This window comes from Salinicola sp. CPA57 (genome assembly GCF_003206035.1).
GTDB classification, from domain to species: Bacteria; Pseudomonadota; Gammaproteobacteria; order Pseudomonadales; family Halomonadaceae; genus Salinicola; species Salinicola socius.
Genome location: NZ_PZJR01000013.1, coordinates 97,225 through 120,761 on the forward strand (window position 1 = coordinate 97,225; position 23,537 = coordinate 120,761).

Sequence of the window (23,537 nt, forward strand, 5' to 3'; positions counted from 1 at the left end):
GTCATGAAGCACGAGGACACCATACTCGCCGGCATCGCGGGCTACGTCGACACGCTCGGCTTCGTTGCCCTCTTCGGGCTGTTCACGGCCCACGTGACCGGCAACTTCGTGCTGATCGGGGCGCAGGCCGGTGGCTTCGCCGAGGGTGCGCTCATCAAGCTGCTAGCGTTTCCTGCCTTCGTGGCCGGCGTCGTGCTGAGCAGTTTTCTGGTCAGATGGCTGCCGCGGCCCCTGGCGCCCAGCGTGCTCTACGCCACCCAGACGATGTTGCTGCTCGCCTTCTGCCTGATGGGCATTCAGGTTTCACCGGTCGTCGATCCCGACGACATGAGCGTCATCCTCTGCGGCATGACCGGCGCCACGGCGATGGGCATACAGAACGCCCATAGTCGACTGATCGTGCGAGTCGGCGTCCCCAACACCGTGATGACCGGCAACGTGACCCAGGCCGTGCTCGATATCGTCGATCTGATCGGACGGCGCTGCTCGCTGGAAGTGCGGCAAAAGGCCAGAGGTCGCCTCTCCAGGACCCTGCCGGCGGTGGCGGCATTCGGGCTCGGCGCCATCGCCGGTGCCGTCGCCTATCGCGAGATGCTGTTCGTCGCGCTGCTACTGCCCGTGGCGCTGCTCGCTGCGATGACGATGGTCGCCTGGCGCCGACGTCCACTGGCCCAGCGCGACTCAGCCGGGGCGGTCAATGAAAGCTGAGGCGATACGCACCAGCGTTCCCCCTTCTCGGTGACAAAGTCACCGAGTGCCACCGGGCTGGAAATTCCGACCCGACGTCAAGACAACTCGACACGCCAAGAGGAGTGCTTCCGATGACAACGATCACGACACGCGATGGCACCGACATCTATTACAAGGACTGGGGGGCCGGTCAGCCCGTGGTTTTCAGCCACGGCTGGCCGCTGTGCGCCGATGCCTGGGAGAGCCAGATGATGTTCCTGGCCGAGCACGGCTTTCGCTGCATCGCCCACGACCGCCGCGGCCATGGACGTTCCAGCCAACCGTGGCACGGCAACGAGATGGATACCTACGCCGATGACCTGGCCGAACTGATCGAATCGCTGGATCTGCAGGAGGCGATCCTGGTCGGCCACTCCACCGGCGGTGGCGAAGTCGCGCGCTATATCGGACGCCACGGAACCCGCCGCATCGCCAAGGCCGTGTTGATGGGCGCGGTGCCCCCCATCATGGTGGAGAGCCCCAATAACCCCAACGGCCTGCCGATGGCGGTCTTCGACGGTATCCGGGAAGGCGTGGCCAAGGACCGCTCGCAGTTCTTCCAGGATCTGACCACACCGTTCTTCGGTGCCAACCGCGACGGGGCGGAGATCAGCCAGGGCCAGCGCGATGCCTTCTGGCAGCAGGGCATGATGGGCGGTCTGAAAAACGAGTACGACTGCATCAAGGCGTTCTCGGAGACCGATTTCACCGAGGACCTGCGAGCCTTCGACGTGCCGACGCTGATCATTCATGGCGACGACGATCAGATCGTGCCCATCGAGGGTGCCGCCCGCCTGAGCGTGGAGCTGATCCCCGACGCCCGGTTGACGGTCTACGAGGGCGGCAGCCACGCGCTGGCGGACACTCACAAGGACCAGCTCAACGCCGACCTGCTGGCGTTCGCTCGTTCCTGACGACCGGCCGGCGCCCCACGGCGCCGGCCCCGATCTTCCCACTGGTAGCGATGACCACCATCGGCGCGACCGACACGGCAAGGGCGAAGCCTCGCATCATGCATATCCACTGGGCGATCCCGGCGTGAAGCGGCTCGTCGTCTTCATCCACGATGTCGGCCAGACGCCCGCCTGCTGGAGCCCCTTCATCGGCCGCTATGGCGCCTGTGGCTATCTCTGCCAGGCACCGGCCTGGCCCCCTCTTTCGACCGCGCCCGACGACGCCTCATCCCGGCCAGCGCCATCCGCTTCCTGCTCGAGCGCTGGATGGCGTGGACTCAACATCCGACACGTCGTCGATCACTACGCCAACGGACTCGATCGAGGGCCGCCACCGCCGCTGCTCGTCGGTCACGGCCTCGGTGGACTCATCGTCCAGCTGTTACTGGATCGCGGCCTGGGCGCCGCCGGCATCGCGCTGAGCCCGACACCGCGCCGGGGTTGTTGGCAGCTTCTTGCGCCACCGCCGCCTTCGCCGATCGCGCCAAGCCACGACGGCCGCCAAGCGCCCGTCACGCCCCGCCGGCTGTTGCTCGAAGCCGCGCTGGGGATCGGCACCGTCATCGACTATGCCAACGACGAGCGGAGCCCGCTGCTACTGGTCAGCGCGGGCAGGAGTCGTCGAGTATCGAGTGCCCGGGTCGAGGCCTGCTACCGGCGCCATCGCCGCTCGATGGCCACCACTACCCTGCTGGCGTTCCCCCAACACGGCGACGGGTTGATCGTCGAACCCGGCTGGGAGGCCGTGGCCGACGCCACGCTCGACTGGGCACAACGGGTAGCGCTTCGTCTCTGACACCTTGATGCATCGATCACGACCGGAATCGCCGATGACGCCAATGCCAGGCGCTCGGTGTAATATCGAGTTTCCTCGGGCTCTCGACACAATCGACCGGTGAGGGCGAAGCTAGTGCCTGGCCGTGGGAATACCTGCATGAAACCTGCTTTATCGGCCTGGCTGAACGTGCCAATGGGACGATCGGCCGCCCTCTGGTTGTGGTGGATCTGGCTGATGCCCGTGATGGCACTGGCGCTGGATTCCAACCTGACGCTCCAGCAGCTCCATCATCGCAGCTGGAGCGGTACTGCCGAAGAGAACGGACCCGGCCAGGTCGGCGCTATCGCCCAGACCTCGGATGGCTATCTCTGGCTGGGCACCCACTACTCGCTGTTTCGTTTCGACGGCAATGCTTTCGAGCGCTACGCCACCACTGACGGGAAGACCGTGGCGACCGTCTCCTCCCTGCTGGCGATCCCGGGCGGTGGGCTCTGGGTCGGTCTTCGCCGCGGCGGTGTCAGCCTGATTCGCGACGGCGAACTCACCGATTATGGACCGGGATCGGGCTTCCCGACCGGAGCGGTCTATGGGCTGGCGCAGGATCACGACGGCGACGTCTGGGCTGCCGCCAACGACGGCCTGGCGCGTTTCGATGGGGTTCGCTGGCATACCGTTTCGACCGATTGGGGGTTTCCCGGCAACAACGCCCGCGCCGTCTTCGTCGACCGCAACGGTACGCTATGGGCCGCCAGCGAGAGCCGGCTTTTCTATCTGCCCCGCGGCAGCCATCGATTCCTTGATGCCGATCAACCGGTGGGCTGGGTCAGCCAGATCACCCAGACCCGTGACGGCACGCTGTGGATCGCCGAACTTCACCCCGGCCGGGTGCGCCCGATCCTGTTCTCGGGCGAAGCCCCGCAACCCCTCGACGTCGTCTCCGCGGGCTTGGCCGCTGACCGCGACGGCAACCTGTGGATCGGAACCCAGGGCGAGGGTCTGCTGCGGCTGCCCGATGCCGGGCACAACCTGTCGACCTCCACCAACTCGCTTGCCGCTGCAGTGCAGCATTACGGTCATCTCGATGGTCTCAGCGCCGATGACATCGAACCCGTCTTCGAGGACGCGGCCGGTAATGTCTGGGTCGGCACCAGTGCCGGCCTGGACCGCTTTCGTCATGCCACTCTGGTGCCGGCGGATCTGCCCGGCGGCGCCCGTAACATCGCGCTGGCCGAGGAAGCATCCGGCATGCTGTGGGCAGGCTCCAGCAACCGCCCGCTCATGCACCGGTTCGCGGGGCGGTGGCACACGAGCGACGTTCCGCCGCCCATCACCAACGCCTTCAGCGATGCGAAAGGCGACGTCTGGCTGGGTGGTCCGAACGGTATCTGGCGGGCACATCGAGGCGTGTTGCGCCGCGTCACCGCGTTGCCGCCAACGGCCCAGGCCGAAGCGAGCGTGCGCGCGATGGCCCGCGATGGCGACGGCGCGCTGTGGGTTTCGATCAATCGGTCGGGGCTGTTCCGCTGGTATGGGGAAGCCTGGCAACTCACGTCTCCACCGACGACCCATCCGAGTCAGACCATGCCCGTCAGCGCGACCAGCGATGCTCAAGGCCGGGTCTGGTTCGGCTACCGGGATGATCTACTGGTCATGCGCGATGGAGACGACGTGCGCCAGTGGGGGCGGCAGGACGGCCTGGATATCGGCAATGTGGCGGCGATCTCGGCCACCCGGCAGCACCTCTGGCTGGGCGGCACGAACGGCGCGGCTCTGTTCGATGGTAAACGGTTTCACGCCATCGCCAGTGGAGGGCCGTTCACTGGCATTCACGCCATCATCGAAACTCCGGCCGAGATCGCCGACGATCACCTTGGCGACTCGCCGCCGCGCTCAACGCCGCGCTCAACGCCGGCGTGGGGGGATCTCTGGCTGCACACCCAAACCGGCGTTCTCCAGATACCCGCGGGAGAAATCACCAGAGTGCTCGGGGAGCCCGGCTATCGCGTTCGATTCCGCCGCTTCGAAGGGGATGATGATCTCCCCAACGATGCTTTTCGTATTCACCCGGTACCCAGTGCCATCCAGGGGCGGGATGGACGACTTTGGTTCGCCACCGTCACTGGCGTGGTCTCGGTCGACCCAAGCCGGACCCAGGCTCGATCTCCTCCGCCCGAGCCTCGACTCACGGCACTCTCGGCCGATACCAGCAGCTATCCTCTGGCTTCGCCCATCGCCTCCCAAGCGTCATTATCAGCACGGCCGCGAAGAATCGCTATCGACTATACGGCGATCGATCTGTCCCGGCCCGAGAGCGTACGCTTTCGTTACCGCCTGCGCGGCTACGATACCCGGTGGCACGACGCCGGACATCGACGTCAGGCCATCTACACTCGGCTGGGACCTGGCGATTACCGCTTCGAGGTCGAAGCCTCCAGCAGCAGCGGTGTCTGGAATCCGCGGCCGGCCAGCTTGTCCCTGCATATCGCTCCCGCCTTCTACCAGACCTGGACCTTTCGCGGGCTGTGCCTGTTGATCATCAGCGTCTTGCTGTGGGTCGGTTACCGTTACCGGATGCGCCTGGCGGCGGCTCAGCTGCGCGCACGACTCGAGGCGCGCCACGCCGAACGCGAACGCATTGCCCGCGAGCTCCATGACACGTTGCTTCAGAGCATCCAGGCACTGGTGCTGCACTTTCAGGCCGCCGCCGACAGAATGCCCATCGACGACCCGGCTCGTCAGGCGATGGCGCGGGCGCTCGACCGTGCCGATGAGGTAATCGATGAGGGCCGTGATCGCGTGATGTCACTGCATCGTGCCTCGGCGGACACCGGTCTCGCCGAACGCTTGGCGCGGGCGTCCCGGGAGCGGCCAGACGCCCGATACCCGACCTGCCACGTCACCACTCAGGGCAATCCGAAACCGCTCCGCACCCGAGTCGAAAACGAAGCCTACTGGATCGGTCATGAAGCACTGTGCAACGCGCTTCATCATGCCGATGCGACGCGAATCACCGTCACCCTGTGTCATGCGCCGGATGGCTTCAGCCTGTCGGTCAGCGACGATGGTACGGGGATTCCCGGCCACTACCTGACACCGTCGGGGCGCCCCGGTCATTGGGGGTTGCCCCATATGCAGGAGCGCGCCCGCCAGTTAGGGGGAAACCTCGAACTGGACAGCCAGGCCGGCCTCGGGACCACGGTTCGACTGACCGTTCCGGCAGCGCTAGCCTATCGATATCACCCTTCGCGACATCATCCCTCGCGACGCCACCGCTGGCGATTCGGGAGAACCTGAGCATGCCCCCAGCCCATTTGCCGATCCGTGTTCTGGTCGTCGACGATCATCCTCTACTGATAGAGGGAATCGCCGCCGTGATCGCGGGTCAACCGGATATCGAACTGGTCGGCGAAGCCAGCAACGGTATCGAGGCCATCGACAGCTATCGCCGCCTGCAGCCCGATGTCACGCTGATGGATCTGCAGATGCCGGAGCTGGATGGCATCGCTGCCATTCGTGCCATTCGCGACGAGTTCCCTGCGGCACGAATCGCCATTCTGACCACTTACCAAGGGGATGTCCGGGTCCTGCACGCCATTCAGGCGGGCGCCACCGGCTATCTATTGAAAAGCACGCTACGCAAGTCGCTCATCGACACCATCCGGGCACTGGCGATGGGGAAGACTCATTTCCCCGCCGAAATTGCGTCCGACCTGGCCAGCCACCTGGGTGCCGAGCCACTCAGCCGGCGCGAAGTCGAGGTCTTGCGCTGGATCGCACAAGGAGACTCCAACAAGGCGATCGCGCGTCGACTCGGGCTTACCGAGGAGACGATCAAGGCACACGTCAAGAACCTGATTGCCAAGCTCAGCGCCGGCAATCGCACCCATGCCGTGGCCATTGCACTGAGACGCGGCATCATCGATATGGCGTAAGAGACCGGCGCCTCCCTCTTTAGGGGGAGGCGCGCCCTCGCCCAAAGAGGATTAACTTCCCGACGAGAGCGTTTCATCATTGATGCCACCGATACAACCGGAGTTCGACCATGAGGCGTTCCCACCCTGCATCGACGCTACCCCCGGTTGCTCGAACGGTAAAGGCGGAAAGGGTAGCGCTCGTGCTATCCCTGCTCTCCCAGGCGGTATATAGCCTCGACGACGAGCGTCTTGCCGCGCAGCTCGGTCTTTCCCGAGCCATGACGCTGCTGCAAGAACGGCTCTCGAATGAAACCGACCCTGGCAAACTGGCAGGATGGCAAACGCGGCGCCTTACCGCTCACGTCGAGACTCATCTTCAGGACCGGATACGCACGGCGGATCTGGCGGCTCTCGTCCGGCTGAGCGTTGGTCACTTCACCCATGCCTTCAAGATGACTTTTGGCGAAACCCCATGTCACTACGTCCTTCGTCAGCGTATTCGGCAGGCGCAAACATTGATGCAGCATCAGCAGACGCCGTTGACCGACATTGCACTGATCTGTGGCTTTTGCGATCAGTCTCACTTCACGCGACTGTTTCGCCGGGTCACCGGTACCAGTCCGAGCGAGTGGCGACGTCACTTCGGTAACGATGCCGTCCAGGAGCTTGCCCCTACAGCACCGGTCATCGGCGCCGTAACGCGCCCGACATCGTTCGAATTCGCCGCCGAGGCTCAGGCGGGCGGCAGCAGAAAGTTGCCTTGGCGACCGTCGCCGAGACGGGAGTCGACTTCGCTGTCATCCTTCAACGCCACGCCGGAGGTACCCAGCGCCTGCGCTTCGCGCATCAGATAGCCGAGCAGCCTGGCAGCGTTGGCGTAACGCAAGCCGCGGGGGCGAATGTTGGAGATACAGTTGCGTTCGCTGTCGCGCCGGCCACTCTGAGGCGCCCAGGTGAAGTAGAGGCCCAGGCTGTCCGGCGAGCTGAGACCGGGACGCTCGCCGATCAGTACCACGCTCATGCGCGCCTTGAGCGCCTCACCGATCGGGTCGCCGATCGCGACCCGTCCCTGCTCCACCAGGGCCACCGGCCCCAGCGACAAGCCGAGCCGTTCGATCTCCGGCAGCGCCGCATCGAGAAACGCTATCGCCTGTTCATGAATCGCCCTGGCGGAAAGACCATCGACCACACAGATCGAGACGTCGCAGGGTTCGGGGGTGATGGCGGCAAGTTCCTGCTCGGCTTGCTCCGACAGCCGCCGCCCGAGATCCGGCCGACGCAGATATTCGTCGCGGTCGACGGCACGGCTCTGCAGCCGCAGCGCCAGCGGAAAGCGTGCGTCCAGATCCGGCATCAGACGCTCCGTATCCAGCGCCAGGTGCACGGCATCGCGAGCCCGGGCATGGTCCAGCTGAAACGCCAGCTGTGCTGCCGTGGGCAGACTGCCGCCGACGCGCCCCAGCCCGATGCGGGCATCGGTCAACTCGCGCAACCGCTGCCAGGGATTGATGACGGTGATACCCGCATCGCCATCGTGGAGATCCTCGTCGTTCATCGTGCTGTTCCCGTATCAACCGTGCCCAAGCCCATCGCCCCCAACACGTGCTGGAAGCGTGACGGCAAGTCCCGATCAAAGGCGATGCCGCGATCGTGACGATAGATACCGCTGGTTTCCAGCCAGGCTTCGAACTCCGGCGCCGGGCGCAGGCCAAGTACCTGGCGCAGATAGAGTGCATCGTGAAACGAGGTGGTCTGGTAGTTGAGCATGATGTCGTCGGAACCGGGAATGCCCATGATGTAGCTGCATCCCGCCGCACCGAGCAGGGTGAGCAGCATGTCCATGTCGTCCTGGTCGGCCTCGGCGTGATTGGTGTAGCAGACATCGCAACCCATCGGCACGCCGAGCAGCTTGCCGCAGAAGTGATCTTCCAGCCCGGCGCGGATGATCTGCTTGCCGTCGAACAGATACTCGGGGCCGATGAAGCCGACCACGGTATTGACCAGCAGCGGTTCGAACTCGCGCGCGACCGCGTAGGCGCGTGCTTCCAGGGTCTGCTGGTCGAGCCCATGATGGGCGTCGGCGGAAAGCGCGCTCCCCTGGCCGGTCTCGAAGTACATCACGTTGTTGCCGAGCGGTCCGCGATTCAGCGACAGTGCCGCCTCGCGCCCCTCCCGCAGCAGCGCGAGATCGATGCCGAAGCCGCGATTGGCGGCTTCGGTGCCGGCGATCGACTGGAATACCAGATCGGTGGGCGCACCGCGCTCGATCGCCTCGATGGCGGTGGTGACATGGGTCAACACGCAGCTCTGGGTGGGGATTTCGTAGCGGGAGATGATTTCGTCGAGCATCTTCAACAGCGTCACCACCGTGGACGTGTTGTCGGTGGCGGGATTGATGCCGATCACGGCGTCGCCGCTGGCGTAGAGCAGGCCATCGAGGATGCTGGCCGCGATGCCGGAAGCGTCGTCGGTGGGATGATTGGGCTGCAACCGCGTCGACAGCCGGCCCGGCAGGCCGATGGTATTGCGGAAGCGCGTGACGACCTCGCATTTTCGGCCGACCAGCACCAGATCCTGCACGCGCATCAGCTTGGAAACCGCCGCCACCATCTCCGGCGTCAGGCCGGGTGCCAACGCCTTCAGTGACCGGCTATCGGCACGCTCGGAGAGCAGCCAGTTGCGAAACTCGCCGACGCTCAGCGCGGCGATCGGCGCGAACGCGTCGCGGTCGTGGCGATCGAGAATCAGCCGGGTGATCTCATCTTCCTCGTAGGGAATGAGCGGCTCTTCCAGAAAGGCGGTGAGCGGCAGCTCCGCCAGCGCCATCTGGGCAATGACCCGCTCTTCGGCGCTGGTGGCGGCGACGCCGGCCAGTTCGTCCCCGGAACGACGGGGCGAAGCCGCAGCCATCAGCGCGCCAAGAGTGTCGAAGCGATAGCGTCGACCGCCGATGTCGATGACGTGTTCAGCCATGGCACACTCCCGGGATCATTGTCGTGATACGGTCGTCTCAGTTTATGCCATGAGAGAGACTTCTCCTGCGACAAGAAAATGCGGAGCGCCAGACAAGGAAAAAGCCCTACCGACCAGGTCGATAGGGCTTTCGCCGATGGCACGAGGCCATCGATCATCGCTAGTGCCAGGCCGCCGACATCGGCAGCCCGGCGTTTTAGCGACGCAGGCCGAGCTTCTTGATCAGCGCCTGATAGCGCTCGAAGTCCTTGCCCTTGAGGTAGTCCAGCAGTTTACGACGCTGGTTGACCATGCGGATCAGGCCACGACGAGAGTGGTGATCCTGCTTGTGATCCTTGAAGTGGCTCTGCAGACCGTCGATGTTGGCGCTCAGCAGTGCAACCTGGACTTCCGGGGAACCGGTATCGCTTTCGCCTTGACCAAACTCTTTGACGATCTCGGCTTTCTTTTCAGCAGTTAGTGCCATGAAAAACTCTCCAGCAAGCAATATGCCTGAATGATGAATGTCGGAGACCACGCATATTTGCAGCCTCCCGGTTAACCGTCACATGGACGGGCGCATCGAATCGATGCTGACAGCTTGACCGATTGCACCTGCCAGGACTCGTCCCGGTTCAGGCGCCTCCCGAGTTCAAGGCTGTCGTATCGACCAGACGCCGGGGAGTAACCTCCCCTTGCGCGGTCAATTCGACCAATCCCAGAAAGGATTCGTCGCGATACAGTCTGGCGGTGGTGCCCGGTGCCAGCTGGCTATCGGCCAACTCCGCCCGCTGCCCCAGCAGCAGGCGTTGGGCCACGATCTCCGCCACGCTGAGCGTCGGCAGATGCTCGAGCATCACGTCGACCGGCAGCAGCTGTGCCAGTCGCTCCTCGTCACTCATCGCCTCGAGGGCTTCGAGGGAGAGTCGTCTTTCACTGTCGAAAGGGCCCGTTTCCAGCCGCTCCAGCGCCGTGATATGAGCGCCAAGCCCTAGCGCTGCGCCGATATCCTCGGCCAGCGTCCGTATGTAGGTGCCTTTGCTGCAGCGCACCTGCAACCAGACACCATCGGGCTCCCAGCCGAGCGGGCGCATATCATATATCGTCACGCGCCTGGGCGCACGCGCTACCGTTTCGCCCTCACGCGCAAGTTCATAGAGCTTGCGCCCTTGGTGCTTGAGCGCCGAATACATCGGCGGGACCTGGTCGATCTCACCTCGGAAGCGTTCGAGAACGGCTTCGACGGCATCCCGGTCCAGCGTTGTCGGCAGTGAACGGCGTTCCACCACGTCACCTTCGGCGTCACCGGTCGTGGTCACTTCACCGAATTTGATTCGGGTCCGGTAGACCTTGTCGGCTTCGAGCAGGTGGGCGGAGAACTTGGTCGCTTCACCCAGGCAGACCGGCAGCAGCCCGGTCGCCATGGGATCGAGCGTACCGGTGTGGCCCGCCTTGCGCGCCTGAAACAGCCGTCGGACGCGCTGCAGCGCGTGATTGCTCGACACGCCCTTGGGCTTGTCCAGCAGCAGCACGCCGTTGATGGGCAACCCCTTGCGACGCCTTGCCATCAGCGAGACTCTCCGTCCTCGCTCCGCGTACCGTCTGACCGAGGCTCGTCTTTCTGAACCTCGTCTGCCAGTTCCGCTTCGTCACTCTGCTGCGGCCGGTTGCTGGCGACGGCTTCTTCTATCAGCGCCGACAGCTTGTGCCCGCGTACCACGCTTTCATCGTAGTGGAAGCGCAGTTCAGGAACGTGGCGGAGCTTGATGCGGCGCGCGATCTGCGAGCGCAGAAAGCCGGCGGCCCGCTTGAGCACGGCCAGGTTTTCCTTGACCCGAGCCGGATCGTTTTCGCCCAGCAGCGTCACGTGGATATCGGCGTAGCCGAGATCCCGACTGACCGTGACCGAGCTGACCGTGACCATCCCCAGGCGCGGATCCTTGATCTCGCGCTGGATCAGTACGGCCAGCTCTTGCTGCAGCTGGTCGGCGACCCGATCGGTTCGTTTGAATTCGCGCATCGTTGCCTCTCGAGATCCCGCAGGCGCCTATGTCGTAGACAATCTGGGCGCCTGCGGGGTCCAGTCACTTACAGGGTACGCTCGACCTTGACCTGATCGAAGACCTCGATCTTGTCGCCGACCTGGACGTCGTTGTAGTTCTTGACGCCGATACCGCACTCCATGCCGTTACGCACTTCGTTGACGTCATCCTTGAAGCGACGCAGAGATTCCAGCTCGCCTTCATAGATGACCACGTTGTCACGCAGGACACGGATCTTCTTGTTGCGGTGAACGGAGCCCTCGACGACCATGCAGCCCGCGATAGCGCCGATCTTCGGTGCCTTGAACACATCGCGCACTTCGGCGATGCCGACGATCTCTTCTTTCCACTCGGGCGCCAGCATGCCACTCATGGCCTGCTTGACCTCGTCGATGAGCTGGTAGATGACGCTGTAGTAGCGCAGATCCAGACCTTCACGCTCGACGATTTCCCGGGCAGAGGCGTCGGCACGGACGTTGAAGCCGACCAGAATCGCTTCACTGGCCAGTGCCAGGTTGGCATCGGTACCGGTGATGCCGCCGACCCCGGAAGAGACCACAGCGACCTGAACTTCGTCGGTAGAGAGTTCTTCCAGCGCGCCACGGATCGCTTCCAACGAGCCCTGCACGTCGACCTTGAGCACAACGTTGACCTTGGCAACCTCGTCCTGGCCCATCTGGCTGAACATGTTCTCCAGCTTGGCCTTCTGCTGACGTGCCAGACGGACTTCGCGGTATTTGCCCTGACGGAAGTTGGCGATTTCGCGTGCCTTCTTCTCGTCGGTCAGGACCATGAAGTCTTCACCGGCTTCCGGCGTGCCGTCGAGACCCTGGATCTCGACCGGCATGGACGGGCCGACCGACTCGACCTGCTTGCCGAGCTCGTTGGTCAGCGCCCGGACACGGCCGTAATGCAGGCCGGCAAGGACGATGTCGCCACGCTTGAGCGTACCGTTCTGTACCAGCACGGTCGCTACCGGCCCGCGGCCCTTGTCGAGGCGCGATTCGACGACCACGCCTTTCGCGGGAGCTTCGGGAACGGCCTTGAGCTCGAGCACTTCGGAAACCAGCAATACCGATTCCAGCAGCTGATCGATACCCTCGCCGGTTTTCGCCGAGACCTGCACGAACTGCGTATCGCCGCCCCACTCTTCGGAAATCACACCGTGCTGAGACAGCTCGTTGCGGATCCGGTCGAGATCGGCGCCTTCCTTGTCGATCTTGTTGATCGCGACGACCAGCTGTACGCCGGCAGCCTTGGCGTGTTCTACCGCCTCGACCGTCTGCGGCATGACGCCATCGTCGGCGGCAACCACCAGGATGACGACGTCGGTCGCCTGGGCACCACGAGCACGCATGGCGGTAAAGGCCGCGTGACCCGGTGTATCCAGGAAGGTGACGCCACCATGTTCGCCTTCGACGTGATACGCGCCGATATGCTGGGTGATACCGCCGGCTTCGCCAGTCGCGACCTTGGTGCGACGAATGAAGTCGAGCAGCGACGTCTTGCCATGGTCGACGTGACCCATGACGGTGACGACCGGTGAGCGGGTGATCTCGTCGCCTTCATAGGAGATGCCTTCGAGCACTTCGGTCTCGAGCGCATCTTCCTTGACCAGCTTGGGCTTGTGCCCCATCTCCTCGACCACGATGGCAGCCGTATCCTGATCGATGGTCTGGTTGATGGTGACCGCCGCGCCCATGTTGAACATGGCCTTGATCACTTCGTTGGCCTTGACCGACATCTTGTCCGCCAGTTCGGCAACGCTGATCGATTCCGGCAGCGCGACTTCACGCACGATCGGCTGCGTCGGCTTCTGGAAGCCATGCTCGTTGTCACCGCGACCGCGACGACTACCCCGACGCTCGGCACGCTTGACCTTCTTGGCGCCGCTACCGCGACGACGCTCGGAACGATCGTCATTGTCGTCACGACGGCCGCGACGACCCTGATCACGCTCCTTGTCCTTCTTGGGATGGGCGCGACGATTTTCGGTGCGCTGCTCCTTGGGCGGCGGCTCGACGAACGGCTGACTGTTGGAAGTCGGCTCGTTGTCCTCGACCTGAGGCTCCTGGGGAATGTCGCTCCCCGGCGCCTGGGGTTCGGGCGCCGGTGCGGCAGCCTTGTTGGAGCTTTCCTGCCCGGCGGTCTGGCTTTGCGCCGCTGCGCTCGCCGCTTCGGCAGCTGCCTGCTCGGACTGCTGCGCCTGGTCGGCCATGTCGCCGACCAGTTGCCGCGGCCCCGTTTCCTCGGCCACGACTTCTTCGACCGGCTCCGCATCCCGCTTGACGTAGGTACGCTTCTTGCGCACCTGCACCTCGATGGTCTTGCCGCGCTCGCCCGACCGAATCTTGCTGCGGGTATTGCGCGTCAAGGTGATGCGGTTACGCGGACCCCGTCCGCCACCGTGACTTTTGGTCAGGTGATCGAGCAGACGCTGCTTGTCCTCTTCGGAGACCGCGTCGCTTTCTTTCTGATGCGGCAGACCCGCATCCTTCATCTGTTCAAGCAGGCGAGACACATCGCGTCCCACCTTGCCGGCAAACTCTTTTACGGTCATGTCTGACATTACGACCCTCCTGAACCCGTGACCACGTTACTCTTCGCTCTGAAACCAAGGCGCACGGGCAGTCATGATCAGTACCGCTGCGCGCTCCTCGTCCACGTCGTCGATATCCTTCAAATCCTCGATGGACTGTTCTGCGAGGTCCTCCATGGTGACGATGCCACGGCTGGCGAAAATGAAAGCCAGGTGGCGGTCCATGCCGTCCATCGTGAGAAGGTCTTCGGCGGGCTGAGCGCCATCCAATTGCTCTTCCGTCGCGATGGCCAAGTTGAGCAGCTCATCCTTGGCTCTTGCACGAAGTTCCTCGACCAGATCCTCATCGAACTCTTCGATCTCCAGCATCTCTTCGAGCGGCACATAGGCCAGCTCTTCGATCGTCGTGAACCCTTCCTCGACCAGGATACGGGCGACGTCTTCGTCGATCTCAAGATGGTTGATGAAATATTCGACCAGGCTGTCGACTTCCTGCTCGCGTTTACCCTCGGCCTCGTCAACGGTCATCACGTTGAGCGTCCATCCCGTCAACTCGCTGGCGAGTCTGACGTTCTGGCCGCTACGACCGATGGCCTGAGCGAGGTTGTCTTCGCCGACGGCGACATCCATCGAATGGGCGTCCTCGTCGACGAGAATGGAAGCGACTTCCGCCGGCGCCATGGCATTGATGACCAGTTGCGCGGGGTTATCGTCCCATAAAATGATGTCCACGCGCTCATTACGCAGCTCGTTGGACACCGCTTGCACGCGTGAACCACGCATGCCGACACAGGCACCGACGGGGTCGATGCGCCTGTCATTGGTTTTGACCGCGATCTTGGCGCGAGCCCCCGGATCACGGGCGGCCCCCTTGATCTCGATCAGCTGTTCGGCGATCTCCGGCACTTCGATCTTGAAAAGCTCGACCAGCATGCCCGGCTTCGTTCGCGACAGAATCAGCTGGGAACCGCGAGCCTCGGCATCGACCTTCCACAGCAGCGCGCGCACGCGCTCGTTCATGCGGTAGCGTTCGCCGGGAAGCATCTCGCCACGCGGCAGGAACCCCTCGGCATTCTCGCCCAGGTCAATGATCAGCCCGTCACGTGTCGTTTTCTTGACGATACCGGCGACAAGTTCACCTTCCCGCTCGGAGTAATGCTTGACGATCTGGGCGCGTTCGGCTTCACGCACCTTCTGCACGATGACCTGCTTGGCGGTCTGTGCCGCGATGCGACCGAAGGCGACCGATTCGACCTGCTCCTCGACGACATCCCCTGCCGCCAACGGCGGGTCACGCTTCTCCGCCTCGGAGACCGGAATTTCACGATCTTCGCTGAGATACTCTTCGTCTTCGACCACAGTCCAGCGACGGAAAGTATCGTACTCGCCGGTGCGGCGATCAATCTGAACGCGAACGCTGACGTCCTGCCCCTCGAAACGCTTGCGCGATGCGCTGGCCAGCGCCGCTTCGACAGCCTCGAAAATCACATCTCGGGGCACGCTCTTCTCGTTGGAGATGGCGTCAACGACCAGCAGTATCTCTTTGCTCATGCCTATGCCTCGCCGAAAAACCGGTTCTTTGTCTCGAATAACTGAATCGATCTCGAATAGCCGAGTCAGCCTCGAATGACTGGGTCATCGAATAACAGGGAGTCGAATCAGTCGTCGAATTGCGGGACGACGCGAGCCTGATCGATGCTTTCTATAGGAAAGCAGTACTCTTCCGAGTCGATATGCAACAGCACTTCATCGCCGTCGATACCGGCCAGACGCCCCTGGAACTTGCGCCGACCATCGAACGCGGTGCGCAACTTGAGCTGCACCACATGGCCGCTGAAGCGCGAAAAGTGATCGAGCGTATAAAGTGGGCGATCGAGTCCGGGAGAGGAAACTTCCAGACTGTAGTTGCCCGAGATCGGGTCTTCGACATCCATGATGCCGCTGACCTGGCGACTGACGCCGGCGCAATCGTCGACCGAGATGCCGTTAGGGCTGTCGATGTAGATCATCAACTTGGAATGCTTGCCCTGAGCCAGATAATCGAGGCCCCACAACTCGAAGCCCATGGCGGTTACCACCGGCTCGATGATCGCATAAAGTGCTGCATCCTTGGTGACCACAAACGACTCCTACAGCAGTTGCATCAGGCACCTGACCGGGAGTTGAGAGACATGCAAGGTGCTAGGTGGCTGACTGGCATTGACGTCAGCAGCGACGTCGACAACGGCCAACGTTGAAACGACAAAGCTACTAACAAAAAGCCCCTTCTCAGGAAGGGGCCTTTCAAGAAACTTGGTAGCGGGGACCGGATTTGAACCGATGACCTTCGGGTTATGAGCCCGACGAGCTACCAGACTGCTCCACCCCGCAACATCAGGTTGGCGATTATAGGAACGTCCTTGAGATGGGTCAAGGAAGGCCGTGATATCGCCGGATTCTTTCGCAAGAATCGTCATGCTATCGCTGAGAGATCCGAGACTGCTCGACCGGAAGACTTGACGATGGTGCCGAAGGCGGGACTTGAACCCGCACGACCGTAAGGTCACTACCCCCTCAAGATAGCGTGTCTACCAATTCCACCACTTCGGCATCAGGGGGTGTGTAGCACCTTGGCGCTACACAAAATTCACTACAACCAATGCTTCAATCGGAGGTAACGAATTTTCCTTTCCACTCAAGGATTTGACGAATCTTGACCGCCACCTTCCTCGAGTGCTGGCGCAGCATTATTCCCGCTTTGAGCGCCGTCGTCAAGCGTAGGCGCGCCATTATGTTGCTGCTCGATCACCTGCGCGTCGGGAATGCCGCTCTGCGGCGCGCTGCCGGCGTTGGTCGCGAAGTACGCAAGCCCCAGCGAGGTAACGAAGAAGAGCGCCGCCAGGCCGCCGGTCAGCTTGGATAGAAACCCGCCGCTACCCCGCGAACCGAAGACGGTCTGAGAAGAGCCGCCGCCGAAAGCCGCGCCCGCTTCAGCGCCCTTGCCCTGCTGCAGCAGGACCAGAACCACCAGCGCGATGGCGGCCAGAACATGAACCAATAAAATTGCTATCTGCATGAAATCAACCTGCTGACTGACAAATCGCTATGAAATCGTCGACCTTGAGCGACGCACCGCCGATCAGGCCGCCGTCGATATCCTGCTGCGCGAGCAACTCTTTGGCGTTACTCGCGTTCATGCTGCCGCCGTATAGCAAACGCAGCGCATCGGCCAGTTCACGATCGAAGCCGGACTGATAGCGCCGAATCGCGGCCATCATCTGCTGAGCCTGAGCTGGCGAAGCCGTGCGCCCGGTACCGATGGCCCACACGGGCTCGTAGGCAATCGTCATCTGCTGGCGCTGCGCCGAGTCGAGCCGCGCCATGACATAGCCCACCTGGCGCAGCACGACCTCCTCGGATCGGCCGGCATCTCGCTCCTCGAGCGTCTCGCCGACACAGAGTATCGGCTTGATGCCCGCTTCGAGCGCGGCCATCACGCGCTCGTGAACCTGCTCGTCACTTTCGTGATAGAGCTGGCGACGCTCGGAATGGCCGACCAGCACGTAGTCGACGCCGAACTCATTGAGCATCTGCCCGCTGACCTCGCCGGTACGAGCCCCCGAGTGCAGCGGATTGAGCGTCTGCGCTCCCAGCCCGACGGGCGTTTTCACAAAAGCTTGGCGTGCAGCATCGAGATAGGGAAATGGAGGATGGATCACCACGTCGACTGGCGACGGCAGATCAATCTCGGCGAAGGCTCGACCAAAGGTCTCGATCAGTTCCTTCGAGCCATTCATCTTCCAGTTACCCGCGATCAGCGGCTTGCGCATGCAACCTCCCATCGGTGGTGCGACATGGTATAAGAGCCTTGACAGCAAGACAACAACCGCTGCCGGCTATCGAGCCAGCTCAGGCGATCAAGGTTTCGACACTATTGGCAATTCGCTCGGCCATGGCCTGCACATCGAATCGTGGCCGACCCTCTACCATCACCCGGATCAGCGGCTCGGTGCCCGAAGGGCGCAGCAAGACCCGGCCGCTGCCGCCGAGCTCGTCCTCGACGGCCTCCACCGTCTGGCGCAGCGCCTGACTTTCCAGCAGCGCCCTGGCATCGGTTCCGCTCGGCAGGCGCACATTGACCAACGACTGCGGCGTCTTGTCGAAACCGTCGAGCAACTGCTCCAGTGGCGCGTTCTCCCGCACCATGACGGCCAGCACCTGCAAGGCCGAGACGATCCCGTCACCGGTAGTCTGGACGTTGCGGCAGACGATATGACCCGAGGCCTCTCCGCCCAGCAACCAGTCGTTGGCAAGCAGGCGTTCGACCACGTAACGGTCCCCGACCTGGGCACGCTCGAAGGGAATGCCCTGTTTTTCGAAAGCGGCCGCCAGACCGAAGTTGGTCATGAGCGTACCCACGACCCCGCCGTTGAGTTTTCCTCGGGCATGCAGATCCCGCGCGATGATGTACAGGATCTCATCACCATCGACCAGCGCGCCGCGTCGATCGATCATCAGCACGCGATCGCCGTCGCCGTCGAACGCGATCCCCAGATCCGCCTGTCGCGCCAGAACGGCCTCGCTCAAGCGCTCGGTGTGCGTCGAACCGACGCCCTGGTTGATATTGAGACCATCGGGCTCGCCACCAATGACGCTGACATCGGCGCCAAGCTCGCGAAAGACGTTGGGCGCAATGTGGTAGGTCGCGCCATGGGCGCAGTCCAGCACGATTCTCAGGCCATGCAACTCGAGGCGGTTGTGAACCGTCGATTTGCAGAATTCGATGTAGCGCCCGGCGGCATCATTGATGCGAACCGCCTTGCCGAGCTGATTCGGTGCCATGGTTTCCAGCGGCTTGTCGAGCTCTTCTTCGATTTCGGTCTCGACCTCATCGGCAAGCTTCAACCCCTCCGCCGAGAAGAACTTGATGCCGTTGTCCTGGTAGGGATTGTGCGAGGCGGAGATCACGATGCCGGCATCGGCGCGAAAGGTACGTGTCAGATAGGCGATGCCTGGTGTCGGCATCGGCCCCAGCAACGACACATCGGCCCCGGCGGCCGACAACCCGGCTTCCAGCGCCGACTCGAACATGTAGCCGGAGATTCGCGTGTCCTTGCCGATGATCACCTTGGGTCGCGTGGACTGCGCCGATTTCTGCCGCGCCTGACTGCCGGACAGCTTGCGCGACAGCACCCGCCCCATCGCCCAGCCCAGCTTGAGCATGAAGTCTGCCGTGATGGGATACTCGCCGACGGTACCGCGGATACCGTCGGTACCAAAATAACGTCTACTCATGTTCGTTCCGTTCCTGAAGCTGGTCGTTCCGTTCCTGACGCTGATCGCTCCTGAAGTACCGCCCAAGCCATATTGATGGCGTCGACCGTCGGCGCGACGTCGTGCACTCTGATAATTCTAGCGCCACGCTCGACGGCCATCACGCTCAATGCCAGCCCGCCGGGCAGACGCTGGTCGACAGGCCGTTCCAGCAGCTGGCCGATCATGCTCTTGCGCGACATTCCCGCCAACAGCGGCAGTCCCAGGGTTGCCAGTAACGCCATGCGATTGAGCAGCCGCAGATTGTGATCCAGCGTCTTGGCGAAACCGAAGCCCGGGTCCAGCACCAGACGCTCGCGCGCAATGCCTGCCGCTTCGCAGATCGAAATACGTTCGCGCAGGAAATCGACCACGGCCTCTTCGACCGGGCGGTCGTAATGCGGCGCCTGCTGCATCGTCTGCGGCTCCCCCGCCATATGCATGAGGCAAATCGGCAGGTCGGCGACCGCGGCCGCCTCGAGCGCACCGGGCCGCGTCAGCGAGCGCACGTCGTTGATCATGCCGGCGCCAGCCTCGGCGACCTCACGGATCAGTTCGGGCGCACTGGTATCGACCGAAACCAACGCATCGAACTCCGATACCAGCATCTCGACCACCGGCAGCACTCTGTCGCGTTCGGTCTGGAGCGATACCGGTTCGGCACCCGGCCGCGTCGATTCGCCGCCAACGTCGATGATCGCCGCACCTTCCTGAAGCAGACGCTCGGCGTGGCGACGCGCGTCGTCCAGGCGATCATGTCGACCGCCGTCCGAAAAGGAGTCCGGCGTCACGTTCAGAATACCCATGACGCGCGGCCGGGAAAGATCGAGATGATGATGGCCGCAGCGCAGTCGAGCGCCAACGGGTACCGAATCCGTCATGGAAGTCCGCCGTTCACAAAGGCGTTCACTCTAGGCAGGACGCGACCTTTGCGCAACCGACCTGAAACGCAGCGGGGCGTCATTACTGACGCCCCGCTGCCCTTGCTGACGTTTCTTGCAAGGTTCCAACCGCCTCGAAGCGCCGGATGACCTCAGAGTCCTGACGGCCCACCCAGAGGATCCGAGGGGCGACGGTTACCGGGCTCGTCATCCGACGTCCCTTCGTCGCCTGGCTGCGGCTCAGGATCGCTGACCGGCCGGCCAGAACCCGAGCTCGGACCATCGTCACCCCAGTCCTTCGGCGGACGCGGCGGGCGACCTTCCATGATGTCCTTGAGCTGGGCAGCGTCGATGGTTTCGTACTGCATCAGCGCTTCGGCCATCAGGTCGAGCTTGTCGCGGTTGTCCTCGAGAATCTTGCGCGCCATGGCATAGCATTCGTCGATGATGCGACGCACTTCCTTGTCGAGACGGGTCGACGTCTCGCCAGAACTCAGCTTGCCGCCACCCTGACCGGGACCACCGAGGAACTGATGCGATTCGTCCTCGTCGTACATCAAAGGCCCCATCTCCTCGGAGAGGCCCCACTTGGCAACCATGCTGTGCGCAAGCTCGGTGGCCCGCTTGATGTCGTTGGAGGCACCGGTGGTGACCCCATTCGGCCCAAGCGTCATCTCCTCGGCGATCCGGCCGCCGAACAGCGAGCAGAGCTGGCTGATGATCTGCTGACGGGAATAGCTGTAGCGGTCTTCCTCGGGGAGGAACATGGTCACGCCCAGCGCACGACCTCGCGGGATGATGGTGACCTTGTAGACCGGATCGTGCTCGGGCATGACCAGGCCGATAATGGCGTGGCCGGCTTCGTGATAAGCGGTATTGAGCTTGTCCTTCTCGGACATGACCATGGAGCGACGCTCGGCCCCCATCATGATCTTGTCCTTGGCCAGCTCGAGCTCTTCCATGCCGACGGTGCGACGGTTACGGCGAGCCGCGAACAGGGCGGCTTCGTTGACCAGGTTGGCCAGATCCGCGCCCGAGAAGCCCGGCGTACCGCGAGCGATGAGGCTCGCCTGCACGTCGTCACCCATCGGCACCTTGCGCAGGTGCACGTTGAGAATATGCTCGCGACCCCGAATATCGGGAAGCGGCACGGTCACCTGGCGGTCGAAACGGCCGGGGCGAAGCAGCGCCGGGTCGAGCACGTCCGGACGGTTGGTGGCGGCAATGACGATGATGCCATCGTTGGCCTCGAAGCCATCCATCTCGACCAGCAGCTGGTTCAGCGTCTGCTCGCGCTCGTCATGCCCGCCGCCCATGCCGGAGCCACGATGGCGACCGACCGCGTCGATCTCATCGATGAAGATGATGCACGGAGCCTGCTTCTTGGCCTGCTCGAACATGTCACGGACGCGGGATGCCCCCACGCCGACGAACATCTCGACGAAGTCCGATCCCGAAATGCTGAAGAACGGCACCTTGGCTTCACCGGCGATCGCCTTCGCCAGCAGCGTCTTGCCCGTCCCCGGCGGCCCCACCATCAGCACGCCACGCGGAATCTGACCGCCCAGCCGCTGGAATTTCGTCGGATCCTTGAGGAAGTCGACCAGTTCGACGACCTCTTCCTTGGCCTCGTCACAGCCTGCAACGTCGGCAAAAGTGGACTTGATCTGGTCCTGGCTCAGCAGCTTGGCTTTCGACTTGCCGAAGCTCATCGGGCCGCCTCGACCACTGCCGCCACCCTGCATCTGGCGCATGAAGAAGACGAAGATCCCCAGAATCAACAGAATCGGGAAACTGGCGATGAGCAGACGCGTCCACAGGCTCTGCTCCTCGGGCTTCTGGCCGACGACCGTGACGTCGTGCGCCAGCAGGTCATCCATCAGCTTGGGGTCCTGAGCGGCCGGACGGATCGTCTGGAACTGCGTGCCATCTTTGCGCTCACCGTTGATGGTGAAGCCATCGATGGTCACGCTGCGCACCTGGTCGTTCTGGACCTGCTGCACGAATTGCGAGTAGCTCGTCGTTTGCGGCGAGCTATCGACGCTGAAATTGTTGAACACCGTCAGCAGTACAGCTGCGATGACCAACCAGAGAATTAGATTCTTCGCCATGTCGTTCAAGACACCACCCTCGTAGTACGAACCTTGCTGCCTGCGCTTGCCGTGGTCTGACACTACACTAGATGGAGGCGTTCAACCACGCTTGCAAGTCTAGCCCTGAAATCCCTGCGCCAGCAGATAGACTTCTCGGGAACGGGCCCGTGATGCCTCCGGCTTGCGCGTTACTACCTTGCGAAAACTGCTGCGCAGATCCCGCAGATAGTCATCGAATCCTTCGCCCTGAAATACCTTGGCCAGAAAATGGCCGCCGGGCGACAACGTCTGTCTTGCCAGGTCGAGCGCCAGCTCGACCAGATACATCGCCTGAGGCTGATCGATCGCCGCCATGCCGCTCAGGTTCGGCGCCATATCGGAAAGCACCAGATCGACGGGGCGTCCGTCCAGTTCGGCCAGAATCGCTTCCAGCACGCTCTCTTCAGTAAAGTCGCCCTGAATGAAGCTCACGCCAGCCAGCGCGTCCATTTCCAGAATATCGGAGGCGATCACCACACCTTCGGTGCCGACTTTTTCCGCGGCGACCTGGCTCCAGCCACCGGGCGCGGCGCCAAGATCGATCACCGCCATCCCCGAGCGCAACAACTTGTCACGCTCGTCCAGCTCCAGCAACTTATAACTTGCACGCGAACGATATCCATCTTTCCAGGATTGCTGGACATAACGATCGTCGAAATGCTCTTTCAACCAGCCCGCGCTGCTTTTGCTCTGCCGGGTCGGAGAGCCGGGCTTGTCGGGGCTGGATTTGGGTCCTGAGCGGGAAGCGCGCGCCACTGGTGATCACCTGAAGAATAGCCGAAGAAACGTAAAGCGGAGATGCGAGGCTGGATAGCCAAGAGCGGTAGATCGCTCAGACGGACAGAGGACGGGAAACCGGAAGTGTCGCCCCTGCAATCGATCGGCAACCTTCACTGAGCCGAAGGCATCTTTCCTGTTGCTACCGAAACCCGTACCATTGCGCGTTTCGACAGTGCGGTGGTGAGACCGATTGCAGCACCGCTGACAATTATCGCGAAGTTCAACGGTCAGACTATCATGAGCCTAACATCCGCACAAAAGAAAGCCTTCCGCAGCATCGGCCACCACCTGCAGCCGATCGTCACCGTGAGTGAAAACGGTTTGAGCGAGGGCGCCCAGCAGGAACTCGAGCGCGCGCTGCGTGATCATGAACTGATCAAGGTCAAGCTGGCGATCGCCGAGCGCGAGGAGCGCCAGGCCATGGTCGAGGAGCTGGTGGCAATCTCCGGTGCGGAACTGGTCCAGACCCTGGGCAAAGTGGCACTACTCTATCGCCACAACCCCAAGGTCAATCCCAAGCTCTCCAACATTCAGCGCGCCGAAGA

21 protein-coding genes and 2 tRNA genes are annotated in these 23,537 nt (G+C 62.8%); 6 read left to right on the plus strand and 17 right to left on the minus strand.

Going from position 1 to position 23,537, the window contains the following annotated elements; genetic code table 11:
• Positions 1–3: 3 nt before the first annotated feature.
• The 5 genes from DOM36_RS15895 (at position 4) to DOM36_RS15915 (ending at position 6,392) form a co-directional block, all read left to right on the plus strand.
• Entirely contained in the window at positions 4–708 is a 705-nt protein-coding gene (locus DOM36_RS15895; protein WP_110643683.1) for a YoaK family protein, read from the plus strand.
• 113 nt (positions 709–821) lie between these two features.
• Positions 822–1,643, plus strand: coding sequence for an alpha/beta hydrolase (locus DOM36_RS15900; protein ID WP_110643684.1), 822 nt, complete (start codon positions 822–824; stop codon positions 1,641–1,643).
• Between the two features lie 124 nt (positions 1,644–1,767).
• Positions 1,768–2,478 (plus strand): alpha/beta fold hydrolase, encoded by a 711-nt coding sequence (locus DOM36_RS15905; RefSeq protein ID WP_110643685.1) that lies wholly within the window; start codon positions 1,768–1,770, stop codon positions 2,476–2,478.
• Between the two features lie 138 nt (positions 2,479–2,616).
• Positions 2,617–5,754: a two-component regulator propeller domain-containing protein gene (locus DOM36_RS15910; protein WP_110643686.1), complete on the plus strand. Its 3,138-nt coding sequence runs from the start codon at positions 2,617–2,619 to the stop codon at positions 5,752–5,754.
• A 2-nt stretch (positions 5,755–5,756) separates the two neighbouring features.
• Positions 5,757–6,392, plus strand: coding sequence for a response regulator transcription factor (locus DOM36_RS15915; protein ID WP_110643687.1), 636 nt, complete (start codon positions 5,757–5,759; stop codon positions 6,390–6,392).
• 185 nt (positions 6,393–6,577) lie between these two features.
• Here the strand turns inward: DOM36_RS15915 and DOM36_RS20340 are convergent, their stop codons facing one another.
• From DOM36_RS20340 to rlmE, 17 genes are all read right to left on the minus strand, one after another.
• Positions 6,578–6,958, minus strand: a complete 381-nt coding sequence (locus tag DOM36_RS20340; protein WP_198651310.1) for a hypothetical protein — start codon at positions 6,956–6,958, stop codon at positions 6,578–6,580.
• 149 nt (positions 6,959–7,107) lie between these two features.
• Positions 7,108–7,929, minus strand: a complete 822-nt coding sequence (gene eutC, locus DOM36_RS15925) for an ethanolamine ammonia-lyase subunit EutC (RefSeq protein ID WP_075568556.1) — start codon at positions 7,927–7,929, stop codon at positions 7,108–7,110.
• A complete protein-coding gene (locus DOM36_RS15930) occupies positions 7,926–9,347 on the minus strand; it encodes an ethanolamine ammonia-lyase subunit EutB (protein ID WP_075568555.1) in 1,422 nt (473 codons plus the stop codon). Before DOM36_RS15930 ends, eutC begins: the two co-directional genes overlap by 4 nt.
• A 196-nt stretch (positions 9,348–9,543) precedes the next feature.
• Entirely contained in the window at positions 9,544–9,813 is a 270-nt protein-coding gene (gene rpsO, locus DOM36_RS15935; protein ID WP_075568554.1) for a 30S ribosomal protein S15, read from the minus strand.
• A 148-nt stretch (positions 9,814–9,961) separates the two neighbouring features.
• A complete protein-coding gene (gene truB / locus DOM36_RS15940) occupies positions 9,962–10,894 on the minus strand; it encodes a tRNA pseudouridine(55) synthase TruB (protein ID WP_110643689.1) in 933 nt (310 codons plus the stop codon).
• On the minus strand, positions 10,894–11,346 hold the full coding sequence (gene rbfA, locus DOM36_RS15945; RefSeq protein ID WP_075568552.1) for a 30S ribosome-binding factor RbfA: 453 nt from the start codon (positions 11,344–11,346) through the stop codon (positions 10,894–10,896). The genes truB and rbfA overlap by 1 nt, the downstream gene beginning before the upstream one ends.
• Positions 11,347–11,414: 68 nt before the next feature.
• On the minus strand, positions 11,415–13,937 hold the full coding sequence (gene infB, locus DOM36_RS15950; protein WP_075568551.1) for a translation initiation factor IF-2: 2,523 nt from the start codon (positions 13,935–13,937) through the stop codon (positions 11,415–11,417).
• 27 nt (positions 13,938–13,964) lie between these two features.
• Positions 13,965–15,458 (minus strand): transcription termination factor NusA, encoded by a 1,494-nt coding sequence (nusA, locus tag DOM36_RS15955; RefSeq protein ID WP_075568550.1) that lies wholly within the window; start codon positions 15,456–15,458, stop codon positions 13,965–13,967.
• A 107-nt stretch (positions 15,459–15,565) separates the two neighbouring features.
• Entirely contained in the window at positions 15,566–16,027 is a 462-nt protein-coding gene (rimP, locus tag DOM36_RS15960) for a ribosome maturation factor RimP (RefSeq protein ID WP_075568549.1), read from the minus strand.
• A 173-nt stretch (positions 16,028–16,200) separates the two neighbouring features.
• Positions 16,201–16,277 (minus strand) — tRNA-Met (locus tag DOM36_RS15965).
• Positions 16,278–16,409: 132 nt separating this feature from the next.
• A tRNA-Leu gene (locus DOM36_RS15970) sits at positions 16,410–16,496 on the minus strand.
• Positions 16,497–16,581: 85 nt separating this feature from the next.
• Entirely contained in the window at positions 16,582–16,962 is a 381-nt protein-coding gene (gene secG, locus DOM36_RS15975) for a preprotein translocase subunit SecG (RefSeq protein ID WP_110643690.1), read from the minus strand.
• A gap of 4 nt (positions 16,963–16,966) precedes the next feature.
• Positions 16,967–17,716, minus strand: coding sequence for a triose-phosphate isomerase (gene tpiA / locus DOM36_RS15980; RefSeq protein WP_075568547.1), 750 nt, complete (start codon positions 17,714–17,716; stop codon positions 16,967–16,969).
• Between the two features lie 79 nt (positions 17,717–17,795).
• Positions 17,796–19,181 carry a phosphoglucosamine mutase gene (gene glmM, locus DOM36_RS15985; RefSeq protein ID WP_075568546.1) on the minus strand — a complete coding sequence of 462 codons (1,386 nt, stop codon included), beginning with the start codon at positions 19,179–19,181 and terminating at the stop codon, positions 17,796–17,798.
• Positions 19,178–20,080, minus strand: coding sequence for a dihydropteroate synthase (folP, locus tag DOM36_RS15990; RefSeq protein ID WP_075568545.1), 903 nt, complete (start codon positions 20,078–20,080; stop codon positions 19,178–19,180). Before folP ends, glmM begins: the two co-directional genes overlap by 4 nt.
• Before the next feature lie 152 nt (positions 20,081–20,232).
• Complete coding sequence (gene ftsH / locus DOM36_RS15995) at positions 20,233–22,200, minus strand: ATP-dependent zinc metalloprotease FtsH (RefSeq protein WP_075568544.1); 1,968 nt, start codon at positions 22,198–22,200, stop codon at positions 20,233–20,235.
• Between the two features lie 90 nt (positions 22,201–22,290).
• The gene (rlmE, locus tag DOM36_RS16000) at positions 22,291–22,968 is read right to left on the minus strand and encodes a 23S rRNA (uridine(2552)-2'-O)-methyltransferase RlmE (RefSeq protein WP_110643691.1); all 678 of its coding nucleotides are present in this window, start codon (positions 22,966–22,968) and stop codon (positions 22,291–22,293) included.
• A gap of 261 nt (positions 22,969–23,229) precedes the next feature.
• Between rlmE and yhbY the strand changes: the two genes are divergently transcribed.
• A partial coding sequence (gene yhbY, locus DOM36_RS16005; RefSeq protein ID WP_110643699.1) for a ribosome assembly RNA-binding protein YhbY occupies positions 23,230–23,537 on the plus strand: 308 nt, incomplete at its 3' end.

Excerpts from the sequence above, each read along its gene's own strand:
- DOM36_RS15895 (WP_110643683.1), top strand. The coding sequence starts at position 4 with ATGAAGCACGAGGACACCATACTCGCCGGCATCGCGGGCTACGTCGAC.
- DOM36_RS15900 (WP_110643684.1), top strand. The coding sequence starts at position 822 with ATGACAACGATCACGACACGCGATGGCACCGACATCTATTACAAGGAC.
- DOM36_RS15910 (WP_110643686.1), top strand. The coding sequence starts at position 2,617 with ATGAAACCTGCTTTATCGGCCTGGCTGAACGTGCCAATGGGACGATCG.
- DOM36_RS15915 (WP_110643687.1), top strand. The coding sequence starts at position 5,757 with ATGCCCCCAGCCCATTTGCCGATCCGTGTTCTGGTCGTCGACGATCAT.
- eutC (WP_075568556.1), bottom strand. The coding sequence starts at position 7,929 with ATGAACGACGAGGATCTCCACGATGGCGATGCGGGTATCACCGTCATC.
- DOM36_RS15930 (WP_075568555.1), bottom strand. The coding sequence starts at position 9,347 with ATGGCTGAACACGTCATCGACATCGGCGGTCGACGCTATCGCTTCGAC.
- rpsO (WP_075568554.1), bottom strand. The coding sequence starts at position 9,813 with ATGGCACTAACTGCTGAAAAGAAAGCCGAGATCGTCAAAGAGTTTGGT.
- truB (WP_110643689.1), bottom strand. The coding sequence starts at position 10,894 with ATGGCAAGGCGTCGCAAGGGGTTGCCCATCAACGGCGTGCTGCTGCTG.
- rbfA (WP_075568552.1), bottom strand. The coding sequence starts at position 11,346 with ATGCGCGAATTCAAACGAACCGATCGGGTCGCCGACCAGCTGCAGCAA.
- infB (WP_075568551.1), bottom strand. The coding sequence starts at position 13,937 with ATGTCAGACATGACCGTAAAAGAGTTTGCCGGCAAGGTGGGACGCGAT.
- nusA (WP_075568550.1), bottom strand. The coding sequence starts at position 15,458 with ATGAGCAAAGAGATACTGCTGGTCGTTGACGCCATCTCCAACGAGAAG.
- secG (WP_110643690.1), bottom strand. The coding sequence starts at position 16,962 with ATGCAGATAGCAATTTTATTGGTTCATGTTCTGGCCGCCATCGCGCTG.
- tpiA (WP_075568547.1), bottom strand. The coding sequence starts at position 17,716 with ATGCGCAAGCCGCTGATCGCGGGTAACTGGAAGATGAATGGCTCGAAG.
- glmM (WP_075568546.1), bottom strand. The coding sequence starts at position 19,181 with ATGAGTAGACGTTATTTTGGTACCGACGGTATCCGCGGTACCGTCGGC.
- folP (WP_075568545.1), bottom strand. The coding sequence starts at position 20,080 with ATGACGGATTCGGTACCCGTTGGCGCTCGACTGCGCTGCGGCCATCAT.